This is a genomic window from Roseibium litorale, from assembly GCF_014842915.1.
Taxonomy (GTDB): domain Bacteria; phylum Pseudomonadota; class Alphaproteobacteria; order Rhizobiales; family Stappiaceae; genus Roseibium; species Roseibium litorale.
The window spans coordinates 803,019-824,086 of the sequence record NZ_JACYXI010000001.1 but is presented as its reverse complement, the minus strand read 5'-3'; the positions used below and the strand labels follow the sequence as shown (position 1 = coordinate 824,086).

Annotated in this window: 20 protein-coding genes and 1 pseudogene; 9 read left to right on the top strand and 12 right to left on the bottom strand. The window is 59.4% G+C overall.

The window, feature by feature from the left end:
- Window positions 1-123, top strand: a pseudogene (locus tag IG616_RS22965) (IS110 family transposase); the annotation flags it as partial.
- Window positions 124-141: 18 nt separating this feature from the next.
- Here IG616_RS22965 and uvrB read toward each other — a convergent pair.
- The 4 genes from uvrB to IG616_RS04010 form a co-directional block, all read right to left on the bottom strand.
- Window positions 142-3,249 carry an excinuclease ABC subunit UvrB gene (uvrB, locus tag IG616_RS04025; protein ID WP_192146592.1) on the bottom strand — a complete coding sequence of 1,036 codons (3,108 nt, stop codon included), beginning with the start codon at window positions 3,247-3,249 and terminating at the stop codon, window positions 142-144.
- 117 nt (window positions 3,250-3,366) lie between these two features.
- Window positions 3,367-4,113, bottom strand: coding sequence for an amino acid ABC transporter ATP-binding protein (locus IG616_RS04020; protein ID WP_192146590.1), 747 nt, complete (start codon window positions 4,111-4,113; stop codon window positions 3,367-3,369).
- Window positions 4,110-4,784: an amino acid ABC transporter permease gene (locus tag IG616_RS04015; RefSeq protein ID WP_192146588.1), complete on the bottom strand. Its 675-nt coding sequence runs from the start codon at window positions 4,782-4,784 to the stop codon at window positions 4,110-4,112. Before IG616_RS04015 ends, IG616_RS04020 begins: the two co-directional genes overlap by 4 nt.
- Window positions 4,785-4,793: 9 nt before the next feature.
- Window positions 4,794-5,552: an amino acid ABC transporter substrate-binding protein gene (locus IG616_RS04010; RefSeq protein WP_192146586.1), complete on the bottom strand. Its 759-nt coding sequence runs from the start codon at window positions 5,550-5,552 to the stop codon at window positions 4,794-4,796.
- 363 nt (window positions 5,553-5,915) lie between these two features.
- Here IG616_RS04010 and IG616_RS04005 point away from each other — a divergent pair, with 363 nt between their 5' ends.
- The 3 genes from IG616_RS04005 to IG616_RS03995 are packed head-to-tail and all read left to right on the top strand — an operon-like array spanning window position 5,916 to window position 8,164.
- Entirely contained in the window at window positions 5,916-6,878 is a 963-nt protein-coding gene (locus IG616_RS04005) for a DNA cytosine methyltransferase (protein ID WP_192146584.1), read from the top strand.
- Complete coding sequence (locus IG616_RS04000) at window positions 6,875-7,732, top strand: NaeI family type II restriction endonuclease (RefSeq protein WP_192146582.1); 858 nt, start codon at window positions 6,875-6,877, stop codon at window positions 7,730-7,732. Before IG616_RS04005 ends, IG616_RS04000 begins: the two co-directional genes overlap by 4 nt.
- 15 nt (window positions 7,733-7,747) lie before the next feature.
- Window positions 7,748-8,164, top strand: a complete 417-nt coding sequence (locus tag IG616_RS03995) for a very short patch repair endonuclease (RefSeq protein ID WP_192146580.1) — start codon at window positions 7,748-7,750, stop codon at window positions 8,162-8,164.
- Here the strand turns inward: IG616_RS03995 and IG616_RS03990 are convergent, their stop codons facing one another.
- The gene (locus IG616_RS03990; protein WP_343072339.1) at window positions 8,165-8,452 is read right to left on the bottom strand and encodes an Rdx family protein; all 288 of its coding nucleotides are present in this window, start codon (window positions 8,450-8,452) and stop codon (window positions 8,165-8,167) included.
- 207 nt (window positions 8,453-8,659) lie between these two features.
- Here IG616_RS03990 and IG616_RS03985 point away from each other — a divergent pair, with 207 nt between their 5' ends.
- Window positions 8,660-9,499, top strand: a complete 840-nt coding sequence (locus IG616_RS03985; RefSeq protein ID WP_343072338.1) for a choline/ethanolamine kinase family protein — start codon at window positions 8,660-8,662, stop codon at window positions 9,497-9,499.
- Between the two features lie 12 nt (window positions 9,500-9,511).
- Here the strand turns inward: IG616_RS03985 and IG616_RS03980 are convergent, their stop codons facing one another.
- The 4 genes from IG616_RS03980 to IG616_RS03965 form a co-directional block, all read right to left on the bottom strand.
- Window positions 9,512-10,504, bottom strand: a complete 993-nt coding sequence (locus IG616_RS03980) for a heparan-alpha-glucosaminide N-acetyltransferase (RefSeq protein ID WP_192146574.1) — start codon at window positions 10,502-10,504, stop codon at window positions 9,512-9,514.
- A 364-nt stretch (window positions 10,505-10,868) separates the two neighbouring features.
- A complete protein-coding gene (locus IG616_RS03975; RefSeq protein WP_192146572.1) occupies window positions 10,869-11,279 on the bottom strand; it encodes a DUF3775 domain-containing protein in 411 nt (136 codons plus the stop codon).
- A gap of 240 nt (window positions 11,280-11,519) precedes the next feature.
- Window positions 11,520-11,813: a hypothetical protein gene (locus IG616_RS03970; protein ID WP_192146570.1), complete on the bottom strand. Its 294-nt coding sequence runs from the start codon at window positions 11,811-11,813 to the stop codon at window positions 11,520-11,522.
- Entirely contained in the window at window positions 11,810-12,088 is a 279-nt protein-coding gene (locus tag IG616_RS03965; protein WP_192146568.1) for a hypothetical protein, read from the bottom strand. Before IG616_RS03965 ends, IG616_RS03970 begins: the two co-directional genes overlap by 4 nt.
- Window positions 12,089-12,545: 457 nt before the next feature.
- Here IG616_RS03965 and IG616_RS03960 point away from each other — a divergent pair, with 457 nt between their 5' ends.
- The 4 genes from IG616_RS03960 to msrP all read left to right on the top strand — a co-directional run bounded on the left by IG616_RS03960 (window position 12,546) and on the right by msrP (window position 17,344).
- On the top strand, window positions 12,546-13,673 hold the full coding sequence (locus IG616_RS03960; RefSeq protein ID WP_192146566.1) for a hypothetical protein: 1,128 nt from the start codon (window positions 12,546-12,548) through the stop codon (window positions 13,671-13,673).
- Between the two features lie 158 nt (window positions 13,674-13,831).
- Complete coding sequence (locus IG616_RS03955) at window positions 13,832-15,031, top strand: pyridoxal phosphate-dependent aminotransferase (RefSeq protein WP_192146564.1); 1,200 nt, start codon at window positions 13,832-13,834, stop codon at window positions 15,029-15,031.
- Window positions 15,032-15,282: 251 nt separating this feature from the next.
- Complete coding sequence (locus tag IG616_RS03950) at window positions 15,283-15,783, top strand: DUF992 domain-containing protein (RefSeq protein ID WP_246476076.1); 501 nt, start codon at window positions 15,283-15,285, stop codon at window positions 15,781-15,783.
- Between the two features lie 592 nt (window positions 15,784-16,375).
- Window positions 16,376-17,344 carry a protein-methionine-sulfoxide reductase catalytic subunit MsrP gene (msrP, locus tag IG616_RS03945; protein WP_192146562.1) on the top strand — a complete coding sequence of 323 codons (969 nt, stop codon included), beginning with the start codon at window positions 16,376-16,378 and terminating at the stop codon, window positions 17,342-17,344.
- Window positions 17,345-17,972: 628 nt separating this feature from the next.
- On the opposite strand, the gene IG616_RS03940 is transcribed toward msrP, so the two are convergent.
- Genes IG616_RS03940 through IG616_RS03930 form a run of 3 tightly spaced genes read right to left on the bottom strand, consistent with a single transcriptional unit; the run spans window position 17,973 to window position 20,936 of the window.
- On the bottom strand, window positions 17,973-18,869 hold the full coding sequence (locus IG616_RS03940) for a LysR family transcriptional regulator (RefSeq protein ID WP_192146560.1): 897 nt from the start codon (window positions 18,867-18,869) through the stop codon (window positions 17,973-17,975).
- 52 nt (window positions 18,870-18,921) lie between these two features.
- Complete coding sequence (trxB, locus tag IG616_RS03935; protein WP_192146558.1) at window positions 18,922-19,887, bottom strand: thioredoxin-disulfide reductase; 966 nt, start codon at window positions 19,885-19,887, stop codon at window positions 18,922-18,924.
- Window positions 19,884-20,936: a mitochondrial fission ELM1 family protein gene (locus IG616_RS03930; protein WP_192146556.1), complete on the bottom strand. Its 1,053-nt coding sequence runs from the start codon at window positions 20,934-20,936 to the stop codon at window positions 19,884-19,886. The genes trxB and IG616_RS03930 overlap by 4 nt, the downstream gene beginning before the upstream one ends.
- Between the last annotated feature and the right edge of the window lie 132 nt (window positions 20,937-21,068).

Sequence of the window (21,068 nt, the reverse complement as noted above, 5' to 3'; positions counted from 1 at the left end):
GCGTTCTATCAACGGCTTATACAGAACGGCAAAAAGCCAATCGTTGCCATCTCGGCTCTCATGCGCAAGATCATCGTCATCCTCAATGCCAGAATCAGAGAGGACATCGCAAAACAGAGTTGATGACCGTGGAGAGTTTGACTACCGCCCCGGCCGCCCGCTCTTTTTCGGCCTTCCTCTGCGCCGCTGTTCCTCCGCCGGGTCCTCGTAAGACCCTGCGCCGATCTTGCCGCGGATGACCGGGGTGGGGCTGTCGTCGGCCTGGATGATCGGTTTCTTCGGCAGGGGCTTGTTGGACAGTGGCACTTCCGTGCGCCCAACGGTCATTTCGTCCAGTGTATTCTTCCTCACCTTCTGCGAAGGTGCGAGTTGTTGTTCGCTCACGCTCGTATCGGCCTGACGGCCTGAGCTCCGCGAGGGCGCGCCATTGGGCGCGGCGCCTGTTTGGCTTGCGGGCCCTTGGCCCGAACTCTTTTCCCTTGCCGCCCTTGCCCGGTCGGCGGCGGTTTCCTTTTTCTTGCCGCTGGCGCCTGCCTTGGTGCCGCCCGCGCCGAAGCTGCGGTCGCCCTTGTAGCCGCCGGACTTGTCTTCCACGGAGGACTGGCGGGCCAGCGGATCGTCGGCGACGGCAAGTTCCGTTTCGCGCAGGCGCTTGACCTCGTCGCGCAGGCGGGCCGCCGTTTCGAAGTCCAGATCGCTGGCGGCTTCCCGCATCTGCCGTTCCAGATCCTCGATATGGGCCTTGAGATTGTGGCCGACCAGGGAGCCGGTCTCGGCAAAGCCCGCGTCCACGGTGACGTGGTCCTGCTCGTAGACGCTTTCCAGAATGTCGCCGATGGAGCGGCGGACAGTTTCCGGGGTGATCCCGTGCTCGGCGTTGTAGGCGAGCTGCTTTTCCCGGCGGCGGTTGGTTTCCGCAATCGCCCGCTCCATGGAGCCTGTCATCCGGTCCGCATAGAGCAGCACCTTGCCGTCAACGTTACGCGCCGCACGGCCAATGGTCTGGATCAGCGAGGTTTCCGAGCGCAGGAAGCCTTCCTTGTCCGCGTCCAGAATGGCGACCAGCGCACATTCGGGAATGTCGAGACCTTCACGCAGCAGGTTGATGCCGACCAGCACGTCGAAGGCACCAAGGCGCAGGTCGCGCAGGATCTCGATCCGCTCCAGGGTGTCGATGTCCGAGTGCATGTAGCGCACGCGCACGCCGTTCTCGTGGAGATATTCGGTCAGATCCTCGGCCATGCGCTTGGTCAGGGTCGTGACCAGTGTGCGGTATCCCTTGGCGGCGGTTTCGCGCACTTCGCCTAGAAGATCGTCCACCTGGGACGTAGCGGGACGGATTTCCACCGGCGGGTCGATCAGGCCGGTGGGGCGGATCACCTGCTCGGCGAAGACGCCGCCGGACTGGTCCATCTCCCAGCTGCCGGGGGTGGCCGACACGCAGATGGACTGGGGCCGCATGGCGTTCCATTCCTCGAAGCGCAGGGGGCGGTTGTCCATGCAAGAGGGCAGGCGGAAGCCATATTCGGCCAGCGTCGCTTTTCTGCGGAAGTCGCCCCGGTACATGGCGCCGATCTGTGGAATGGTCACATGGCTCTCGTCGGTGAAGACGATGGCATTGTCCGGCAGATATTCAAACAGGGTCGGGGGTGGCTCGCCCGGTGCGCGGCCGGTCAGATAGCGGGAATAGTTCTCGATGCCCTGGCAGGAGCCGGTGGCTTCCAGCATTTCCAGGTCGAACATCGTCCGCTGTTCCAGCCGCTGGGCTTCCAGCAGGCGGCCATGCGCATTCAGCTCTTCCAGCCGTCCCTTCAGCTCGGTCTTGATGGACTTGATGGCCTGCTGAAGCGTGGGCTTGGGCGTGACATAGTGCGAATTGGCGTAGATCTTCACCGACTTCATCTCGCCGGACTTCTTTCCGGTCAGCGGGTCGAACTCGGTGATGGCCTCGATCTCGTCGCCGAAGAGCGAGATGCGCCAGGCGCGGTCCTCATAGTGGGCGGGGAACAGCTCGATGGTGTCGCCGCGCACCCGGAAAGTACCGCGCTGGAAGGCGGCATCGTTGCGCTTGTATTGCAGAGCCACCAGATCGGCGAGCAGCTGGCGCTGGTCGATGCGCTCGCCCACCTCGATGGCAAAGGTCATGGCCGTGTAGGTCTCGACCGAGCCGATACCGTAAATGCAGGAGACCGAGGCAACGATGATACAGTCGTCGCGCTCCAGCAGGGAACGGGTGGCCGAGTGGCGCATCCGGTCGATCTGCTCGTTGATCGAGGATTCCTTCTCGATATAGGTGTCCGTGCGCGGGACATAGGCTTCCGGCTGGTAATAGTCGTAGTAGGAGACGAAATACTCGACCGCATTGTCCGGGAAGAAGCTCTTGAACTCGCCATAGAGCTGGGCAGCCAGGGTCTTGTTCGGCGCCAGAATCAGGGCCGGGCGCTGGGTCCGCTGGATCACCTGGGCCATGGTGTAGGTCTTGCCCGAACCGGTGACGCCGAGCAGCACCTGGGTCTGCTCGCCGCTGTCGATGCCGCCCACCAGTTCCGCAATGGCCGTGGGCTGATCTCCCGCCGGTTCATAGGCGGACTTCAGCACGATCGGCACGCCGCCTTCGGACTTTTCCGGCCGCTCAGGCCGGTGCGGCACCCAGACCTCGCCATCCTTGATCAGTGGGTTGCCGCTTTCGATCAGCGCGGCCAGAGCCTCGACGGTTGCGGTTGCGCCCTGATTGCCGGAGAGCTCACCGAACTTGCTCTCCTTCTTTTTCTTCTTGTTGTCCTTCTGGTGCTGCTTCAGCTTTTCCTCAAGCTGCTCAGCCTCTTCCAGTGTCATGTCCAGACCGGCGACCGGATTCAGACCGCCTGCCGCCCGTTCACGCGCACTGTCCGCCTTGCCCATGGAGGTGCCCCGGGCCGAGCGTGCAGGTTTGGCGTCCTTGGTCTTGGTGGCAGGCTTCTTGGGGGCGGCTTTGCTCCTGGTTGAAGGGAGCCCCTCACCCAACGCCTGCTCCGCAGCCGTTTTCCCTCTCCCCTGAGGGGAGAGGGTGGACGCCGGCGCGTCTTGCGGGCCGGTGGACGGGTGAGGGATGGCCTTGGCGGCCTCGTCCTCGATCTCCTTCGCCCAATCGGCGATGCTGCCGGAGAGCGGTGCACCCTCAAAGGCGGCCTGCGGCGCTTCGCCGAAGCCGTCAGTGGCATCCGGATGTGTGGGGAGGTCGTCGGCGGGGGAGGTCGGCTTCTTGCTCATGCCCGCAATATGGTCCGACTCCGCTCCGGAGGAAAGGGGGTGTTGCGGGTTTGTTCCTGTTTGGATGGAACTAAATCCTGTCCTCCTGACACAAGGTTGTCAGGAGGACAGGTGGGATCAGCCGAGACGGCGGAGGAATTCGCGGGTGCGCGGGTCTTGCGGGGCGTCAAAGATCTGGGCGGGCGGACCCTGTTCCACGATACGTCCGCCCTCCATGAAGATCACCTTGTCGGCGATCTCGCGGGCGAACTGCATTTCATGGGTGACGATCAGCATGGTCTGGTGCTGGGCGGCAACCCGGCGCATGAGTTCCAGCACCTCGCCGACCCATTCCGGATCAAGCGCGGAGGTGGGTTCGTCAAACAGCATCAGTTCGGCTTCCAGCGCCATGGCCCGGCCAATGCCGACACGCTGCTGCTGGCCACCGGACAGGCTGGCGGGATAGGCGTCTGCCTTGTCGGACAGGCCAATCTCGCCAAGGATGGCAAGTGCCCGCCGTTCCGCTTCCGCCTGGGGCATTTTCTTCACGACCACCAGCGCTTCCATGATGTTCTGCTTGGCGGTCTTGTTGGCGAAGAGCGCGTAGTTCTGGAAGACGAAGGACGTGCGGCGGCGCAGGCTCAGGATGTCCGTCTTGCTGGCATGGGCCGCATCCACGCTCAGGTCGCCGACCCGGATGGTGCCGGCTTCCGGACGGTCGAGAAAGTTCAGGCAGCGCAGCAAGGTGGACTTGCCGGTGCCCGATGGACCGATGATCACGATGCGCTCGCCCGGCGCGATGGTGAGATCAATGCCATTGAGGATGGTGGTGCCGTTGAAGGCCTTGGTGAGGCCCTGGACGGAAATGCCGACGGTGCAGGTCATCGTGCAAAAGCCTTGTTGAGCCGGGCCTCGAGGCGCCGCTGCAGGAAGGACAGGATCTCCACGATCACCCAGTAGATCAGGGCGACATCCAGGAAGGCTTCGAAATAGCGGAAGCTGCCAGCCGCTTCCTTCTGGGCGGCCCCCATCATTTCGGTGACGCCTAGGGTGAAGGCCAGAGACGTGGATTTGATCATGTCGATGAAATAGTTGACCAGGGTCGGCGCGGCGATGCGGCCTGCCTGGGGCAGGATGATCCGCCGCATCATCTGGCTGCGGGTCATGCCGATGGACTCGGCCGCCTCCCACTGGCTGCGGTCCACGCCGACAATGGCCGCGCGGATGCTCTCTGCCATGTAGGCCGAGAAATGCAGGGTCAGGCCCATGATGGTGGCAGAGACCCCGTCGATCGCCGTCAGGAACGACATGACTTGGGGCAGGCCGTAATAGAAGAGAAACAGCTGCACCAGCAGCGGCGTGCCGCGGAAAAAGCTGATGAACACCACGACCATCTGATCGGCTACCGGCAGCCGGATAATCCGGATAATCGCCAGAAGCGAGGCGAGGATGAGCGCGAAGCCCATCCCCACGAATGCCATGAACAGCGTCAGCGGCAAGTTTTTCAGAAGGACCGGCAAGAGGTCCAGCATGTATTGCGTGTCGAGTCCTGGCATGTTTGCTTCTTATTCGCCGGAGGTGATGTCGGTACCGAACCACTTCTGGGAGATTTCGGTCAAGGTGCCGTTTTCACGGAGCTTGGTTAGAGCCGCATCCACTTCATCGCGAAGCTTCAGATCCTTTTCGTCTTTGCGGAACGGCATGGCATTCTCGATCTTTGAGAAGGGCTTGCCGGCAAGTGCCAGCGGCAGGCGGCTTTCCTTGATCACCTGAGCAGAGGACACACGGTCCATGACGAAGGCGTCAGCGCGGCCCAGGGCGACATCCTGCTCGATGCCAGTGTCATAGGTCTTGATGTTGATCTCGCTCGCATAGGGCAGGTTCTTCAGCAGCTCTTCGAAATTGGAGCCAAGGTTGACCGCAACGGTCTTGCCCTTGAGGTCCTCCGGTCCTTTGATCTCTTCTTCATTACCCTTCTTGACCACGACCTGGGCGCCGTCGATCACATAGGGCTGGGTGAAGGCGAACTTCTTTTCGCGTTCCGGGGTAATGGTGATCTGGTTTGCGACCGTATCGATGCGGCCGGCTTCAAGGGCGCCAATCAGGCCGGAGAAGGACATGGTGACGAACTCGACCTTCAGCCCGGTTTCCTTGCCGACGGCATTCAGAACGTCGACTTCAAAGCCTTGCAGCTCACCGCCCTTGGTGAAGGTGAAGGGGAAATAGCCGCCGGACATGCCGACCCGCAGGGTTTCTGCTGCCTGTGCCTGCACGCTTGCGCTGATCGCAAGGGCCGCGATGGCCAGAGAGAGTTTCTTGAACATGGATACGCCTTGTTGAGGAGTTCATCTGGTGTGTGACTGGCGCGAAGCGTGGATTGGCCCGAGCCCACAAAAGGAACGGATCCAACCCAACGTTTCCGCTTGCCGTTGTTCCCGGAAACTAGGGCCAAGCCTGCCCTGATGCGAGGGGGTGTATTCTAAAATATAGCCGCTTGAGCAAGAGCTGTTCCTGGAACGGCGGGAATTTTAGGTAGGTGTGTTGGGCTGCGCTCACAGAAGCATTCTTTGCGCTCACGCAGCTTACGAAGGTTGATCTTTCGCGATGGATCTGGGGATAGTTATGTGTTCCTAATTTGTTCCTTGTTGTGATATGTATTGTAACCAAGAATGAATTGAGGTCCTGCAATGAAGAATCAGTTGTCTTCCCTTGAGCTGTGCGCGGGTGGCGGCGGTCAAGCGCTTGGCTTGGAAATGGCTGGTTTCGATCATGTGGCTCTCTTCGAAAACGATCCCCATGCATGTGAGACATTGCGTCTGAACCGTCCCGAATGGACCGTGCATGAGCACGATCTCTTTCAGGAGTTTGACTTCGAGCAATACCGCGGTGTTGATTTGCTCGCCGGCGGGCTGCCATGTCCGCCTTTTTCAGTTGCAGGAAAGCAGCTGGGAGAGAAGGACGAGCGGAACCTTTTTACCCGCGGTATCGAGATCGCCGAGCGCGTGAAGCCGCGTGCGATTATGTTCGAAAATGTCCGGGGAATGCTTGATCCCTCTTTCAAGCCATATCGTGATTTTATCGAAATCCGCCTTCGCCGGATTGGATACAAAGTCTTTTGGAAACTCTTGCAATCTTCGGACTTTGGCGTCCCGCAATTACGTCCCCGTGTCGTAATGGTCGCTTTGAAACGTGAGTTTGCGGACAGTTTTGACTGGCCAGCGGGAACGGTTGCGGCCCCCAGTGTTGGGGAGGCACTGTTTGATCTCATGTCGGCGGGGGGATGGTCTGGTGCCGCAGCCTGGAAGGATCAGGCCAACAGGATTGCGCCGACAATCGTCGGTGGTTCAAAAAAGCATGGAGGCCCTGATCTGGGCCCAACCCGTGCGCGGAAAGCCTGGGCCGATCTCGGTGTTGAAGGCAGGACGATTGCCAACGAGCTGCCTGGGCCTGACCATGAGGGGCTGCCCCGGCTGACCGTCCCGATGGTTGCGAGGCTGCAAGGGTTTCCTGACAACTGGCAGTTCTATGGCCGTAAAACTGCTGCATACCGTCAAGTCGGGAATGCATTTCCCCCGCCTGTCGCGGCGTCGGTCGGCAAGTGCATCGCCAGGGCACTTGCTGCTGTGATGACACGTGAAGCTGCGGAATGACTGACAGCAGCCAAGCTTCTGACCACGAGCTCCTTGATCGTATAGCTCAGGAGCTGTTCAGGCTCGGTGGTGGACAGGATGTCTTTATCCAAAAATTGCCAGAGATCATACTGGAAGCTGTTGAGTACGTTATTGATCCTGTTAGGACCGCCCGGACGCGGGTGGCAGACCTGGACAATGTTGAAAAGACATTCATTGGGTTGAAGGTTGAGCACTTCCTTCGAGACTTTTTGGGCATTCCCAAAGGGCTCCGTGATTTCCGGCTTCTGGATCAGGATATCGACGTTAAAAATACGGTTCGCGAAACCTGGATGATCCCTCCTGAAACATTCCGGAACGCAGAGCCGTGCATTCTGGTGATGGTGGCGACAGAAGCCCGGACGTGCTCCCTTGGGATTATCATTGCCCGCGAAGAATACTTAAACAAGCCGAACCGGGACGGGAAACGGAGCGTCAAGCGGTCTGCTTTCCAGGACATTCATTGGCTTTTGCGTGAACGCAGTCTTCCTAATAGCCGGTTCGAGGGGCTGGATATGGCCCGGTTTCGTCAGCTGCGGGAAATGACAGGAGGGAACCGGAGGGCTGCGCAATTTTTCAGAGAGAACCAGGATAAGGTTATTCACCGGACAGTTTTGCAAGCTCTGCTCTTCGATCAGAAAGACTATATGAAACGTGTACGCGGGAATGGTGGAGCACGTGATGTTCTGAAGAAGGAGTGTGCCGTTATTTTATCCGGCTACTATCACTCCAGACTCATTGAATCCCTGGGGCTTCCTCACTGCAATCCAGATGAGTTTGTTTCGCATAATTGCACTCCTGAGGAGTGGACCCTAATCGAGTCAAGCGACTATTGAGGTGTGACCGGCTTCATGGCTGATAAGATCTCTATAGAGCGGCGTTCCCGGAACATGGCCGCAATCCGGTCGAAAAATACCAAGCCTGAGATGATTGTCCGCCAGATGGTTCATTCCATGGGCTACCGTTACCGGCTTCACCGCAAGGATCTTCCCGGAAAACCCGACCTGGTTTTCGGTCCACGCCGGAAAGTCATCTTTGTTCATGGGTGCTTCTGGCACCAGCACCCTGACCCCGGTTGCAAGGATTCCCGTTTACCGAAATCCCGTCTGGACTATTGGCTGCCCAAGCTGGAGAGAAATGTCGAGCGTGACCAGTCCAGGCAGAAAATGCTGGAGGAGATGGGGTGGAGTGTGCTCACGGTTTGGGCGTGTGAGGTCCGGGACAAGCCGGCGTTAGAGCAGAGGCTCGCCGGGTTCCTCTCTCCATGATCACCCCGTCTTCCCCGCATCCGAGTGGCCAAGATCCTTGTCGGGCCAGACCAGGTTGCGCAGGCGGGTCTTGAGGGTTTTGGCGTCGGGAAAGCCGCCGTCGGTCTTGCGGTCCCAGACCAGGTGGCCATCGCAGGTGATGGTGAAGATCCCGCCGGTACCCGGAACGAGTGTGACAGCGGCCACATCTTCGGAGAATGTTGTCAGGATCTCTTGGGCCATCCAGGCCGTTCGCAGCAACCATCCGCATTGGCGGCAATAGGTGATGGTGATATCGGGAGCTTTCACCGCCTCGGGCACCTGAAGGCTTTCAGGGCTGACGGATGGGCCCGAAGATGGTGCGGCTGGCTGGTCCGGGGTGCCGGTCATGGAACTCTCCATCAGGCTGAACGATGCGGCTACGCGCGAAGATAAGGATGACTGTTCTTGGCAGATTCAACGGCATTTGTCTCTGACAGAGCAAGGGTTTCTCGAGAAGCTGCACCGTTGGATACCGTGCGTTCGGTTCTGGACACCCGGCCGGAGTTGTCGCGGCTGACAGGCGCGCCCCGCCAGGCAGAGCGTCTCAAGGGACTGTCTAATTCTGTTTTTGGGCTGGTTGCGGATAAGGGCCGGTTTGTCCTGCGAGTTCCGGCGGCCAAGAGTGCCGGATTGATCGACCGTCAAGGTGAATTCCGTAATCTTGAATGTGCCGCCCGCGCGGGCCTGGCGGTTCCACCGCTTTTCTTTGATGAACAGGACGGCTTGATGCTGATGCGGCGTTTAGAGCTTGCCGAGGCAGAGACCAATCCCGCGGAACTTGGCAAGGTGATTGCCAGGCTTCACGGGCTGGAAGGGACATTCAGTGGCAAACTGGATCTTCCGGGCCTGCTTGCAGCGCTGCTCACCACTGTCAGGGACGCGGGGTCTTTTGATCGGGAGCTGTCAGATATTCAGTCCATTCTGGAGGGTTTGACGGAGCCAGCGGAGCCGGATGCTGCCAATCTGGTTCCCAGCCACTGTGATCTGTCACCAGGCAATGTTCTCAAGACGGCTCAAGGGATACGGCTTATCGACTTTGAGTTTTCCTCAATGGCGCCACCTGTCTGGGACCTTGCCTATGCAATGCTTGAAAACAGTTTTGAGCGGCAAGGGCGGAAGGCGTTCCTGGAGGGCTATGCGGCAGCTGGCGGCAAGGTGCCGGAGCCATCCGCCTTGCAGGATATGACCCAGCGCTGTGACGCCGTCTCCGCGCTCTGGGCGCTGGAGCAGGCAGGGCTTGGCAACGGACGGACGGACTTTCCCGCCTTTGCCAAGGCGCGGATCCTGCGCATGCTCGAGCGGGCTCGCCGGTGACGTATTTTGAAGTCAGTTGCCGGAGCTGGTGGCCGGGGGCGTTGAAGGGGTGTCGCGCAGGCAAATTGCATAAGCATCATTGAGACGCGCCCGAAGGCCACTGTCGTTCGGGCTCTTGACCAGATCCTCCCAGAAACCGTCCTTCCTGGCAGCATCCAGCGTGCAGGAACAGGACGTATTGCACGCCGTTTCGTCGCCGAAGGTCGCAACGCAAGCCCGGGTGCAGTCACGCACGAACAGGGCTTCGCTCCGGTCGGGGGCAAGCCCGAGCGCTGTGAACGACCAGACAAGGCCATAAAGAAGCGGCTGGTGAATGAGATAGACCGGCAGGGAATATCGGCCAAATGTGGCCAGGGCGCCGAGCACGCGTCCCGGGCTTTGCTGTGCTCCGGTTTCATCTGGAGCGCGCACGTTGAAAAGAGCGGGCTTCAGGCGCAGGGCGAGGCGGGTAAGGCCGAGGCCTAGCAGCACCAGTCCGGTCCAGGGCGCAATCGGCACATAATCGACCGAGCCATAGTCCGGCTGACCCAGCCCGGTCCAGAGCAGCAACTGGCCATCAAAGGCGTGGCTGGAGGCCCAAAGTGGCGCCGTGCCGATCAATGCGGCTGCAGCAATCGACAGAAAGGCGGGGGCACGCAGAAACGGCAGGGCGATCAGGCTGCTTGCGGCGATTGCATGAAGAATGCCGAAGCGGACGAAGCTGTCGCCAAAGGCAAACCAGGTGGCGATGGAGACCGTACAGGCAGCCAGGGCAACCTTGCCCTCCCGGATCCAGAACGCCCGCCAGCGGATGCCATTGCGATGGGCGAGTGCCAGACCAATGCCGGACAGGAACAGGAAGCTTCCGGCAATAGAAGCCGCGAAGGCCTTCCAGTCCGGATCCGTCGAGACGGCCCAGTCCACATGGCCGAACCAGGAAAGATCCCAAGACAGGTGATAGACCACCATGGCCACGAGCGCCGCACCGCGGGCCGCGTCCAGAGCGCCAATTCTGCGGGAGCTCATCTTGAAAGTTCCCCAGAAGGAGACTGCCGGGATTTGGCGCGGAGTGCTGGGGCGTCAGTTCGTGAAGGCGGCGAGCAGCACACCGAGAACTGTGCACACACCACAAAAAACGGCGCAGAGACGCCAAGGAGAAGGCTGGTCGAGGGAAAGTGGGTCACGCTTGGATTGATCCTGGAACATCGTCACAATCACTCCTCCATGGTTTCCGCCAGTGGTTTCGAACCGCAAGGCGCAGGGTGGAGCACAGGAGGGGCAAGGGAAAGATGGTAAATGGTTTCTTTATGGCGTTTTCCAAAGAAACCAGAATCGCAACCAGAAGCTGGTTGGCCGCAACGGCATTGGGAACTCCAGCGTGTTGCCTTGTTTAGAGTTCCAGCGCGTCGAGACCAGCCTCGATGTGGTCTGCCAAAAGCGGCATGCCCATGAGATATTTGGCGGTCGAGGCATTGGCGCGGTCCTTGGCATCTTCCACCGCCTGCAGGAAGTCCTCGGCTTCGTAGTCCCCGCGGCCAACCCAGACGACGGCGACGAGTTCAGCTGCCTCATCGACATTCAGATCTGCGATCAGCTCCCGCAGTTCTTCCTCGGTCATGTCGTCGTTCTCTTCCTCGGCCAGCCCGTCATGGGCGTGGGTATCGGTCAGAGTGTCCTCGTCGAACTCGATTTCTCCGTCGTTGCTGTCATCAAAACCGTCTTCGAGGTCACTGTTCACCGCTCGTGCCTTCTGGGCCAGCAGGCGGATCGTGTCGGCGGACAGGTTGAGATCGATGTCCATGGAGAACTCCCGTTTTGTCTTTGAGTCTATTTATCCGCCGGGAGGCGGTGTTTCGCAATGGTCTCTTGTTTGGCGCCGAACGGAGGAGGTTGGGTGCCGCTGAAGGGGGCCATACCAGAACTCATGAGAATGCGGGTGGTTCCAGAAAAGATAGAACCGGCCCGGATCTTGGGATCGGGGCCGGCTGTCGTCTTCCGGGGAGGAGCGTGTGAGACCGGAAGACAGTCCCGGAGGGAAGGGTCAGGTCGCCTTGCTGGTTTGATTGACCGGTGCCATTGTCGCTGGTGGAGGCGAGGCAGGCTGTGAAATCCGGCCGCCCTTGGCGCCGACGGTGTCCGGAGCGAGCGAGGCTGCCAGGGTCAGCGTCAGGGCGAAGATCAGCCCGAGAGCAATCGCACTCAGCAGAGGGCGGGCTTCCGACAGTTCCCGCTGCATGGGCGTTGCTTCCCGGCGTTTGGACTTCTTGCGCTCCATGAGTGGGGCTTCTGAGAAGTTGCCGGCTTCCGCAGGGGTTTCTATCTTTTCGAGGGTCATGACCACGTCTCCAGGTTCAGGCCGCTGCGGCGCCCGACAATTTCTTTGCGGGACGTGAGCCCCTTGGCGAGACGGGAGCCAAGGCAGGCGCTAACCGTCAGCATGGCGGCGAAAGCTCCTACCAGGCCAAACATCCGGGCATCCTGAGCACCCGAAAGACCGATGGCGATGCCGGTCAGGGCAAGGACAGAAAATCCCATTGCCCGCGCCAGCTTGCGGTCTGCTGACTGGTTAGAAGCTGCTGCGTACGTACCGAAGTGCTCTGCCTGTGTCATGTTCCATCTCTCCAAAGATGTTCATGCACATAAGATCCGTGAGGATTGGGCCGTCTGATAGACCGCATATAGGCGGTTCAGGTGTCATTTCGTGGCGCTTTTGTGGCTGGTTTTCAGGGAGCAGAAAACAGCTCAATTTCGTTCCAACTTGATCCTTTTTAGTGACCAATAATTAAGCATGATTTTTAACGAATGGGGACTTGTCACCTTTCCTTCCGGCACACGTCCAGTGAGGTAAATGGCTCACGGCCTACGGCCGCGATATCGAGGCTGGGCCGGGCGGCCAAAGCGCAATAGAGAGGTGCGAGTTCGCAAGCGGCTGATGTGAAAAAGCTTGAAAACCCGCAGCAAATAGCGGGGTTGCTTCAAATTGCAGATATTATTTCACCGCTTCTTTGCTTTTCTGCCGCAGCGTGGCGACTGAACCCCTCAAAAACAAGGACGTCACGGTTCCCGCATGACCCTTCACTCGGCCGGCCGGAAAGCCATCACACCCGCACAGGTGAATGACATGGATGCAGAAGCGTCCAAACAGGAAGAAGGCAAGCCGCCTGCGCTGAAACTGGCTGGTCTGGATTTCTTCTTCGCGGATATCAGCCGCAAGATGGTCGTATGGCACGAGACGGGCTCACAGACATTCGATAGCGAGATACACGATCTTCAGGAGGCGCCCTCCCAGGAGGCTTTGCGCCTGCTCACCCCGGAGGACCGGAAAACCATCCTGCGGTTGATCCAGGGGGCTATCCGTGAGGGCGTTGCAGGGCCTTATGATGTTGGTGGCGGCGTTGATCACCGGATACCGGGTATTCCGCTCATGGCTTATCGCTATGAGCTGCCAGATGGCCGCATGCTGGCGGTGTGCTTCCCGTCCATCGGCAAGGATGACAGCAATCCCGGCAAGATTGCCTTAGGTCTCGGTCCGATCCTTCAGCACTTTGTCGCAAGCTCGAACCGGATTGTTCTCCTGGTCGATAGCTTTGGCTACATCCGTTACGCAAGCGAAGGTTTTTTGCAGAGCTTTGGCGTTCAGGACTCCGCGCTGATCATGGGCCGGAACATTGCTCACGTCCAGAAGCGGGTTGGCCGCAGCCTCGTTTCGCTGACTGTTGAGTCCCTTACCCGGCGGGCGAGCGCGACAGGACGGGCAAAGTTCCTGCTCGTGACCGGTGACACACTTGAGCTGACCTATAGCGCCATGTATTTCCGGATCGGCGGTGCAATCGGCGGTGTTTTGTTCTCTGCCGGGCACGTGGCCGGAGACGTGGATTTTTCCAAGGTCTTCAACCTGTGCAGTGCGCCAATTCTTGTCGTGAACGCGAAGAGCCGGATGATACTGGCGGCGAACAATTCTGCGATGAAGGCCTATCATCTGACCCAGTCTGTGATGGAGGACAAGCCAATCACCGAAACGCTCCTGCATCCGAGCAGCTTCGCGCTTCTGATGAAGGCCGCCGAAGAGGGGTCCGACGTACCTCAGCCGGTCGTCGTCAACAGTCTCAACGGGCAATCCAAGAAGAAGCGCTTGAAGGCATCCTTGCTGGATACGGACAAGGCACCAAAGCTGGTTCTGGAAGCGCGCGTGTAAACGGCGGCGCTTATACATTCGCCAATGGCCTGAAAGAGCATTCAAGGGGGCGTTAAGTCCCCTTTTTCTTATGCCATCCAACAAATGGGTCTTGTTTTCAAAATTTGCCGGATCTAGGGTCCGCGCGCTGGATTTACCCTGTTCCCATGGAGGGCCTGATGGGCTTTATCGCCGACGCGCTGGCGCGTGTGAAACCATCCGCTACGATTGCTGTCACCAACAAGGCTCGCGAGCTGAAAGCTGCTGGCCGTGACGTCATCGGCCTTGGTGCCGGTGAGCCGGACTTCGATACCCCGGAAAACATCAAGGCGGCGGCAATTGCAGCCATCACCGAAGGCAAGACCAAGTATACCGCTGTCGACGGTATCCCGGAGCTGAAGACTGCCATCTGCGCCAAGTTTAAGCGCGAGAACGGCCTCAGCTACGAGCCGAACCAGATTACGGTCGGTACGGGCGGCAAGCAGGTGCTCTACAATGCGCTGATCGCCACCATCAATCCGGGCGATGAAGTTATTATCCCCACTCCTTACTGGGTGTCCTATCCGGACATGGTTCTGCTGGCTGGCGGGGAGCCGGTGATTGTCGAGGCGGACAAGTCCACTTTCAAGATCACCGCAGATGCGCTGGAAGCCGCGATCACGCCGCGCACCAAGTGGTTCATCTTCAACTCGCCGTCGAACCCGTCCGGCGCTGCCTACACCCGCGCCGAGCTCAAGGCTCTGACCGATGTTCTGGTCAAGCACCCGCATGTCTGGATCATGTCCGACGATATGTATGAGCACCTGGTCTATGATGACTTCGAGTTCACCACTCCGGCGCAGGTCGAGCCGTCGCTCTATGACCGCACTCTGACGGTCAACGGTGTCTCCAAGGCCTATGCCATGACCGGCTGGCGCATTGGCTATGCTGGCGGCCCGGTGGAGCTGATCAAGGCCATGGCCAAGGTTCAGTCCCAGTCGACGTCGAACCCGTCGTCCATTGCACAGTGGGCCGCTGTCGAAGCACTCAACGGTCCGCAGGATTTCATCCCAGCGAACAACGAAGTGTTCAAGGCCCGCCGCGACCTGGTGGTTTCCATGCTGAACCAGGCCAAGGGCCTTGCCTGCCCGAACCCGGAAGGCGCCTTCTACGTGTTCCCGTCCTGCGCAGGGACGATCGGCAAGACCGCTCCATCAGGCAAGGTGATCGAGACCGACGAGGACTTCGTGACCGAACTTCTGGAAACCGAGGGCGTTGCAGTCGTTCAGGGATCGGCTTTCGGTCTCGGCCCGAACTTCCGCATTTCCTACGCCACGGCTACCGAGGCCCTGGAAGAAGCCTGTACGCGCATTCAGCGTTTCTGCGGCAACCTGAAATAACGGTTGCTGACTTCGGATCTGAAAAGGGCGGCTTCGGCTGCCCTTTTTTGTTTTCCGGGCACTGTTTCGGGAGAAGATGACAAAGACGTAATGAAAAAAAATCTAGCACTGCGGGAACCATCCAAGGTGTGGACCGTTGTACCTGTGATGCTGGCAGGCGGAGACGCCGGAGCAGCTGATGGTTCCTTCCGGGTCGGGTAAGGGGCTGTCAAACAAAGGAAATACCGACCTGAGAATTCAGGAGAAATGTCATGAACCGCACCGCAACCTTCGCTCTGTCCCTGATGGCAGCCACGGCGGCAACCCTTTCCACGCAGTTGGTTCCCGCTTTCGCGGCTGAACAGTCTCCGGGCGTGCAGATCGGCAAGCTGACCTGTAACGTCGAAGGAGAAAGCAACTTCGTGATCGGTTCCAAATCGACGCTGGGCTGCAACTACCAGCCGGTGAGCGGAGCTCCCGTTGAATATTATTCAGGGTCCGTCGATGAGTTTGGTCTCGACATCGGCAAGACCGATCAGGCGACCCTCATCTGGGGCGTATTGGCTCCGAGCGCAGATATGAAGCCTGGTGCCTTGGCTGGTCACTACGGCGGGGTGACTGCCGGTGCGAGCGTTGGCGCGGGCCTGAAGGCCAACGTGCTTGTCGGCGGCCTCGACAAGTCCATTGCTCTGAACCCTCTGAGCGTTGAGAGCCAGACCGGAACCAACATTACGCTTGGTGTGAGCCAGCTGACGCTCAAGCCGATCAAGTAACAGGCGGGGTTTCTCACAATTCGATCTGGAAAGGGCCGGCGCATGCGCTGGCCCTTTCTGCGTCTTGTAAGGCGTGTCCTGCATTACTGCGGTTTGGCACCAGTGTAGTCGGGCCGGTCCGTATTACAGCCCGGGGCCGCAGGGTTGGCAGCGCAGCCAGCCGGGGTCTGGTTCATGCGCTGGTGATCCTGGCGACGCTTGGCTTCCGCTGCTTTCTGGCGTGCTCCCAAGGAGTTGAGCTGCCTGGCCTGGAGATCCCGAAGCTGTTGTCCCGGAGACGGAAGGTTTGCACGCGGATCGCCTGGAAGGCCGCGCAAGGGCACGGTTTGGGCTGCCGCAAGACCGCCGGATCCGCAGAGAACTGCGAAAGTTACGATCAGGAGATAGAACAGTCTTCCGATACGCGCTCTGCTTTGTTTCGAGCCTTGGCAAGGGCCGGGAGGCGGCTGGTTCTCTGGACGGGGTCGGATCATCATCTCATCATTTTATCAGACTTGCTGTGGGAGCCCGCATCAATCCTGCCTTGCTCACCGCAGGTTTATTTGCACTTGAAGCGGTCATGGCGTCAGATGGTTCAACAGGAGGTGCCCTCATGAACATTATTGGCAAGAAATCGTGGTTTATTCCGGAACGGGAAGCGACGCCTGAAGATCTTTTCTGGAACCGCCGCAAGGTTCTGGCCGGCATGGCAGGAGGATTGGCGGCTGGCGCAGCTCTTCCGCTGGCAGGCGCAGGCCGGGCTTGGGCTGAAGAAACTGACCCGAGCGCACATCTCTATCCGGCCAAGCGCAACGAGGCCTTCACGCTGGACAGGCCCATCACGGATGAGCGCTATCCCGCCAATTACAATAATTTCTATGAGTTCGGCACTTATAAGGAGATCGCCAAGAAGGCTCAGGCACTGCCTATCCGGCCATGGACCGTGACGATCGATGGTCTGGTTGCGAAGGAGCAGACCATCGATATCGATGACCTTCTGGCCAAGATGCCGCTTGAGGAGCGCCTCTATAGACACCGCTGCGTCGAGACCTGGTCGATGGCGGTGCCATGGACCGGCTTCCCCTTGGCTGAACTTGTGAAGCTCGCCGAGCCGACGGCAGATGCCAAACATGTGCGGTTTGAGACCTTCCTGAACCTGGAGGTGGCTCCCGGTCAGCGGCAGGGCTGGTACCCTTGGCCCTATGTCGAAGGCCTGACCATGGCCGAGGCGACCAATGATCTGGCCTTTCTGGTCACGGGTGTTTACGGGAAGCCGCTTCCCAAGCAGTTTGGTGCGCCTTTGCGGCTGGCTCTGCCCTGGAAATATGGTTTCAAGTCGATCAAGTCACTGGTGAAGATCTCTTTCGTCAAGGAACGCCCAGTTGGCATGTGGGAGGCGATCCAGGCCAGCGAATATGGCTTCTGGGCGAATGTAAATCCGGAAGTGCCCCATCCGCGCTGGAGCCAGGCGCAAGAGACCCTGCTGGGCGGCGATGTCCGCCCGACACTGCTTTACAATGGCTACGCGGAGCAGGTCGCCGGTCTCTACAAGGGGATGGAAAGCGAAAAGCTTTTCATGTGAGCCCGCCGGAACATAGCAGAACACAAAAAATGGGCCGGCGCCTGGGAGGAGAGCGCCGACCCTATTTGCAGCCGGGGCTGGGGGAAGGGCCCGGTGTGCAGGATGGTGTGCATCCACGAAAATGAAATAGGAAGCTTCTGGCGGCGATACCAGATGCTGCGGCGAGCTGCCGCACCGATGATATGCGGGCAGGTCAAAAGCTCTCAAACTGGTTCGCTGCAGGGCAAAAAAAATGCCGGGTCAAAAGACCCGGCAGTTTGAAATCGATTCACTGCAAATGCAGTGGAATCACCTTCCAGAGGGGAACAGCTGGAATTTCAAGCGACACTGGGAGGAAGGTGTGTCGCCGAAGCACCAACAGTAATGCTTATATGCAGTGCACAAGCTGCTGAAACAAGAGGCAACCTTGCAATGCTGCCATGCAAAATGCGAATAGCTGCGATTTTTAGGTGTAAATATTTGAAAAATAAATACTTTCTTGTGGCTCTTTGAGTGTTTTGAGCCCGGATGTGAGGTTTGATTGAGCCGCTTTCCGGCGTAGTCTTTCGCTGCAGCTTCTAAAACTGCCTGGAAAGTCATCAATTCGGGTTTCTGCCTGATTATCGGGCGTTCGCCGTCCGGGCCAGAATTAGAAGGCCCAGTTTTCCGCGCTCGCAATAAGGAAGTCACGGAACGCGGTAATCCGCGCTGTGTTCTTCAGCTCCGCCGGATAGACGAAATAAGTGTCGAAGGAAGGCATCATTTCTTCCATCTCGCTCAGAACCTGAACGAGGTTGGAATCCTTCTCGATGATGTAATCCGGCAGAATCGCAATGCCTACGCCGGACTGCACGGCACGCTTGATCGCGACAAGGTTGTTCAGCTTGACCGCCGAACGCCTCGGATCGAGGGCGGGGCGCCCCGCTGTTTCCAGCCAGTTCATGTCGCGCAGATAGGCGGGCGCCTGCTCACCGAAGGTGATGATCCGGTGCTTGTCGATCTCGGTGATGGCCTTCGGCGTCCCGTGGCTCTTTAGATACGCTGGAGACGCGAAGACGTGGAAATGCACCGTGAACAGCTTGCGCTGGATCAGGTCGGGCTGAGTGGGCTGGCGCAAACGGATCGCAACGTCAGCCTCGCGCATGCCCAGGTCCAGCTCGTCATCATCCAGAAGAAGATGCAGCTGGACGTCGGGGTACATGTTGACGAAATCGGCGATGCGGGACGTCAGCCAGGTGGAGCCAAGACCGACGGTGGTCGTAACCTTCAAGGTGCCCGAGGGCTTCTCGCGGGTATCTGTCAGACGGCTCTGGACGGCATCCAGCTTCATCATGACTTCCCGGGCTGTGCGGAACAGGAGTTCGCCCTGTTCCGTCAGCAGCAGGCCGCGGGCATGGCGGTGGAACAGCGGAACCCGCAGGTCGTGCTCAAGCGCACTGACCTGGCGGCTGACCGCGGACTGGCTCATGTTCAGCATGTCGCCGGCGTGGGTAAAGCTCCCTGCCTGAGCGGCTGCCTGGAAGATGCGCAGTTTGTCCCAATCCATCGTTCAAGTCTCCGGCGGATGACATCCGCTTGCCCGTCCTACCTGGAGCCGTTTAACCGGCGATCTGCGAGTTCACAGCTTCATGTTCGGCCAGATAGCGCTCGGCTTCAAGGGCTGCCATACACCCCATGCCCGCAGCGGTGACAGCCTGACGGTAGATGTCGTCGGTCACGTCGCCTGCGGCAAAGACACCCGGAATGGATGTCTTGGTTGAATCGGGTGCAGTCATCAGATAGCCGTTCGGCTTCAACTCCAGCTGGTCGCGGAATAGATCGACTGCGGGAGCGTGGCCGATGGCAATGAAGACGCCGTCGGTTTTTACTTCGCGGGTCTCGCCGCTCAGAACGCTCTTGAGGCGTATGCCGGTAACGGCTTTAGGCATGCCCCCACCCAGGATCTCGTCGACCGCGTGGTCCCAGATGACTTCGATCTTCGGATTTGCGAAGAGGCGGTCCTGAAGGATCTTTTCAGCGCGCAGGCTGTCGCGGCGGTGAACCAGGGTCACCTTGGAGGCCAGGTTGGCGAGATACAAAGCTTCCTCAACGGCGGTGTTGCCGCCGCCGATGACCACGACTTCACGGTTGCGGTAGAAGAAGCCGTCGCAGGTCGCGCAGGCCGAAACGCCGGCGCCCATGAAGTCCTGTTCGGAGGAGATACCGAGCCAGCGGGCTTGTGCGCCAGTTGCGATCACCACCGCATCTGCCGTGTAGACCGTGCCGCCGTCAGATTCGAAACGGAACGGGCGCGCGGACAGATCAGCCTTGGTGATCGTGTCGTAGACGATCTTAGTGCCGACGTTTTCTGCCTGCTTCTGCATCTGTTCCATCAGCCAAGGCCCCTGGATCGGGTCGGCGAAGCCCGGGTAGTTTTCCACTTCATAGGTGATGGTCAACTGACCGCCAGGCTGGATGCCGGCAATGAGGGTCGGCTGCATCATGGCACGCGCAGCATAGATCGCCGCGGTGTAACCCGCCGGTCCGGATCCGATGATGAGAAGCTTGCTGTGCTCTGTGGTCATAACGCGGTGCCTTGTTCCTGTTCGTCTCGTTGCCTGATCGGCACGGCCATGGCCGTCAAAATTGCCTTGGCTATGTCTCCGGTCGGGTCCAGCGCCTCGTAGGTAGTGGTTTTCATGGGGCCGGGAAAGGGGTGAATGATCCCTAAACGGTCCAAAGTCCCCAGGAAGCGGCTGATTTTCGCGTGACCGCCGCTTGGATGGAACACATGAACGGGAACTCCGGTGCCTGCGGCCTCTCCGATCATGTTGGTCGAATCCGCTGTGACGACGATTGCATCGGCTTTGGCGAGGTAGCTGGCGAGGGGATTCTCGCCTTTTCCATTCCACATGACATGCCCGCCCTCGCGGGCAAGGGACCTTAGATGGTTTGCCAGAAGCCCAGGTGTGCGGCGGGAGGTGGTAATCATCAGATGGGCTGCGGAATGGGCCGCCCAGTCGCGGAGACCTCGTTCAAGCCGCGTGCAGTCTGTTTCCGTAAACCGGTGGTGACGGCTGTCGCCGCCAACAAGAACAGCCACGCGGGGGGCGGGCAGATCATCGATCAAGGGGTGCGGCGCGAAGCGGAGGGCATCGAGCCTTTCTTTTGGAAATCTGTGCGGGGCTGTCGGGGACACCAGCACATTCGGGCCGCGCAGGCGGTCATGCTCTGGCACCCAGATCAGGTCTGCTGCCTGCGTGCCGGTGCGCGGGTCTTTCAGGCAGACCGTGAAGGTCCGGCCATTGCTGGCAGCCTTGACCTTGCGCAGATAAGCAATGGCCCTTCGGCCGGACCCGATGGCGAGATCAGGAAAGGGAGGAGCGATGGGGCTGCCGGGCCTTGAAGGCGCTTCGCGCGGGTCGATCGGGCCCTTGGGCATGAACCAGGTAAAGGGGGCTCTGGGGTGAACCCGCCGCAGCTCGTAGCGGCATCCTAAGGCCTCAGCCACAGCAATGCACTGCATCTCGTCGCCTGCCTTGCCGTCGGTTATGATCCAGCATGTGAGTTCGGAATGCAGTGGCACGGCACAGGCCCGGATCTGCGGGCTCCCAACGTTATCTTTCAGAATCATGCGTGAATTTGTTATAGTCTTGCACAGATGCGCAAAAAATCATACTTCCGCTGAAATGATATTAGCCGCAGCGCCAGATGAGCGTGATGCGGAGAAACCGCTGCCCGGTGATCCGCCGGCGAGGAGACTGTC

Bases quoted from the DNA above. Each gene is read 5' to 3' on its own strand.
- uvrB (WP_192146592.1), bottom strand. From the start codon at position 3,249: ATGAGCAAGAAGCCGACCTCCCCCGCCGACGACCTCCCCACACATCCG.
- IG616_RS04020 (WP_192146590.1), bottom strand. From the start codon at position 4,113: ATGACCTGCACCGTCGGCATTTCCGTCCAGGGCCTCACCAAGGCCTTC.
- IG616_RS04015 (WP_192146588.1), bottom strand. From the start codon at position 4,784: ATGCCAGGACTCGACACGCAATACATGCTGGACCTCTTGCCGGTCCTT.
- IG616_RS04010 (WP_192146586.1), bottom strand. From the start codon at position 5,552: ATGTTCAAGAAACTCTCTCTGGCCATCGCGGCCCTTGCGATCAGCGCA.
- IG616_RS04005 (WP_192146584.1), top strand. From the start codon at position 5,916: ATGAAGAATCAGTTGTCTTCCCTTGAGCTGTGCGCGGGTGGCGGCGGT.
- IG616_RS04000 (WP_192146582.1), top strand. From the start codon at position 6,875: ATGACTGACAGCAGCCAAGCTTCTGACCACGAGCTCCTTGATCGTATA.
- IG616_RS03995 (WP_192146580.1), top strand. From the start codon at position 7,748: ATGGCTGATAAGATCTCTATAGAGCGGCGTTCCCGGAACATGGCCGCA.
- IG616_RS03980 (WP_192146574.1), bottom strand. From the start codon at position 10,504: ATGAGCTCCCGCAGAATTGGCGCTCTGGACGCGGCCCGCGGTGCGGCG.
- IG616_RS03975 (WP_192146572.1), bottom strand. From the start codon at position 11,279: ATGGACATCGATCTCAACCTGTCCGCCGACACGATCCGCCTGCTGGCC.
- IG616_RS03970 (WP_192146570.1), bottom strand. From the start codon at position 11,813: ATGACCCTCGAAAAGATAGAAACCCCTGCGGAAGCCGGCAACTTCTCA.
- IG616_RS03965 (WP_192146568.1), bottom strand. From the start codon at position 12,088: ATGACACAGGCAGAGCACTTCGGTACGTACGCAGCAGCTTCTAACCAG.
- IG616_RS03960 (WP_192146566.1), top strand. From the start codon at position 12,546: ATGACCCTTCACTCGGCCGGCCGGAAAGCCATCACACCCGCACAGGTG.
- IG616_RS03955 (WP_192146564.1), top strand. From the start codon at position 13,832: ATGGGCTTTATCGCCGACGCGCTGGCGCGTGTGAAACCATCCGCTACG.
- IG616_RS03950 (WP_246476076.1), top strand. From the start codon at position 15,283: ATGAACCGCACCGCAACCTTCGCTCTGTCCCTGATGGCAGCCACGGCG.
- msrP (WP_192146562.1), top strand. From the start codon at position 16,376: ATGAACATTATTGGCAAGAAATCGTGGTTTATTCCGGAACGGGAAGCG.
- IG616_RS03940 (WP_192146560.1), bottom strand. From the start codon at position 18,869: ATGGATTGGGACAAACTGCGCATCTTCCAGGCAGCCGCTCAGGCAGGG.
- trxB (WP_192146558.1), bottom strand. From the start codon at position 19,887: ATGACCACAGAGCACAGCAAGCTTCTCATCATCGGATCCGGACCGGCG.
- IG616_RS03930 (WP_192146556.1), bottom strand. From the start codon at position 20,936: ATGATTCTGAAAGATAACGTTGGGAGCCCGCAGATCCGGGCCTGTGCC.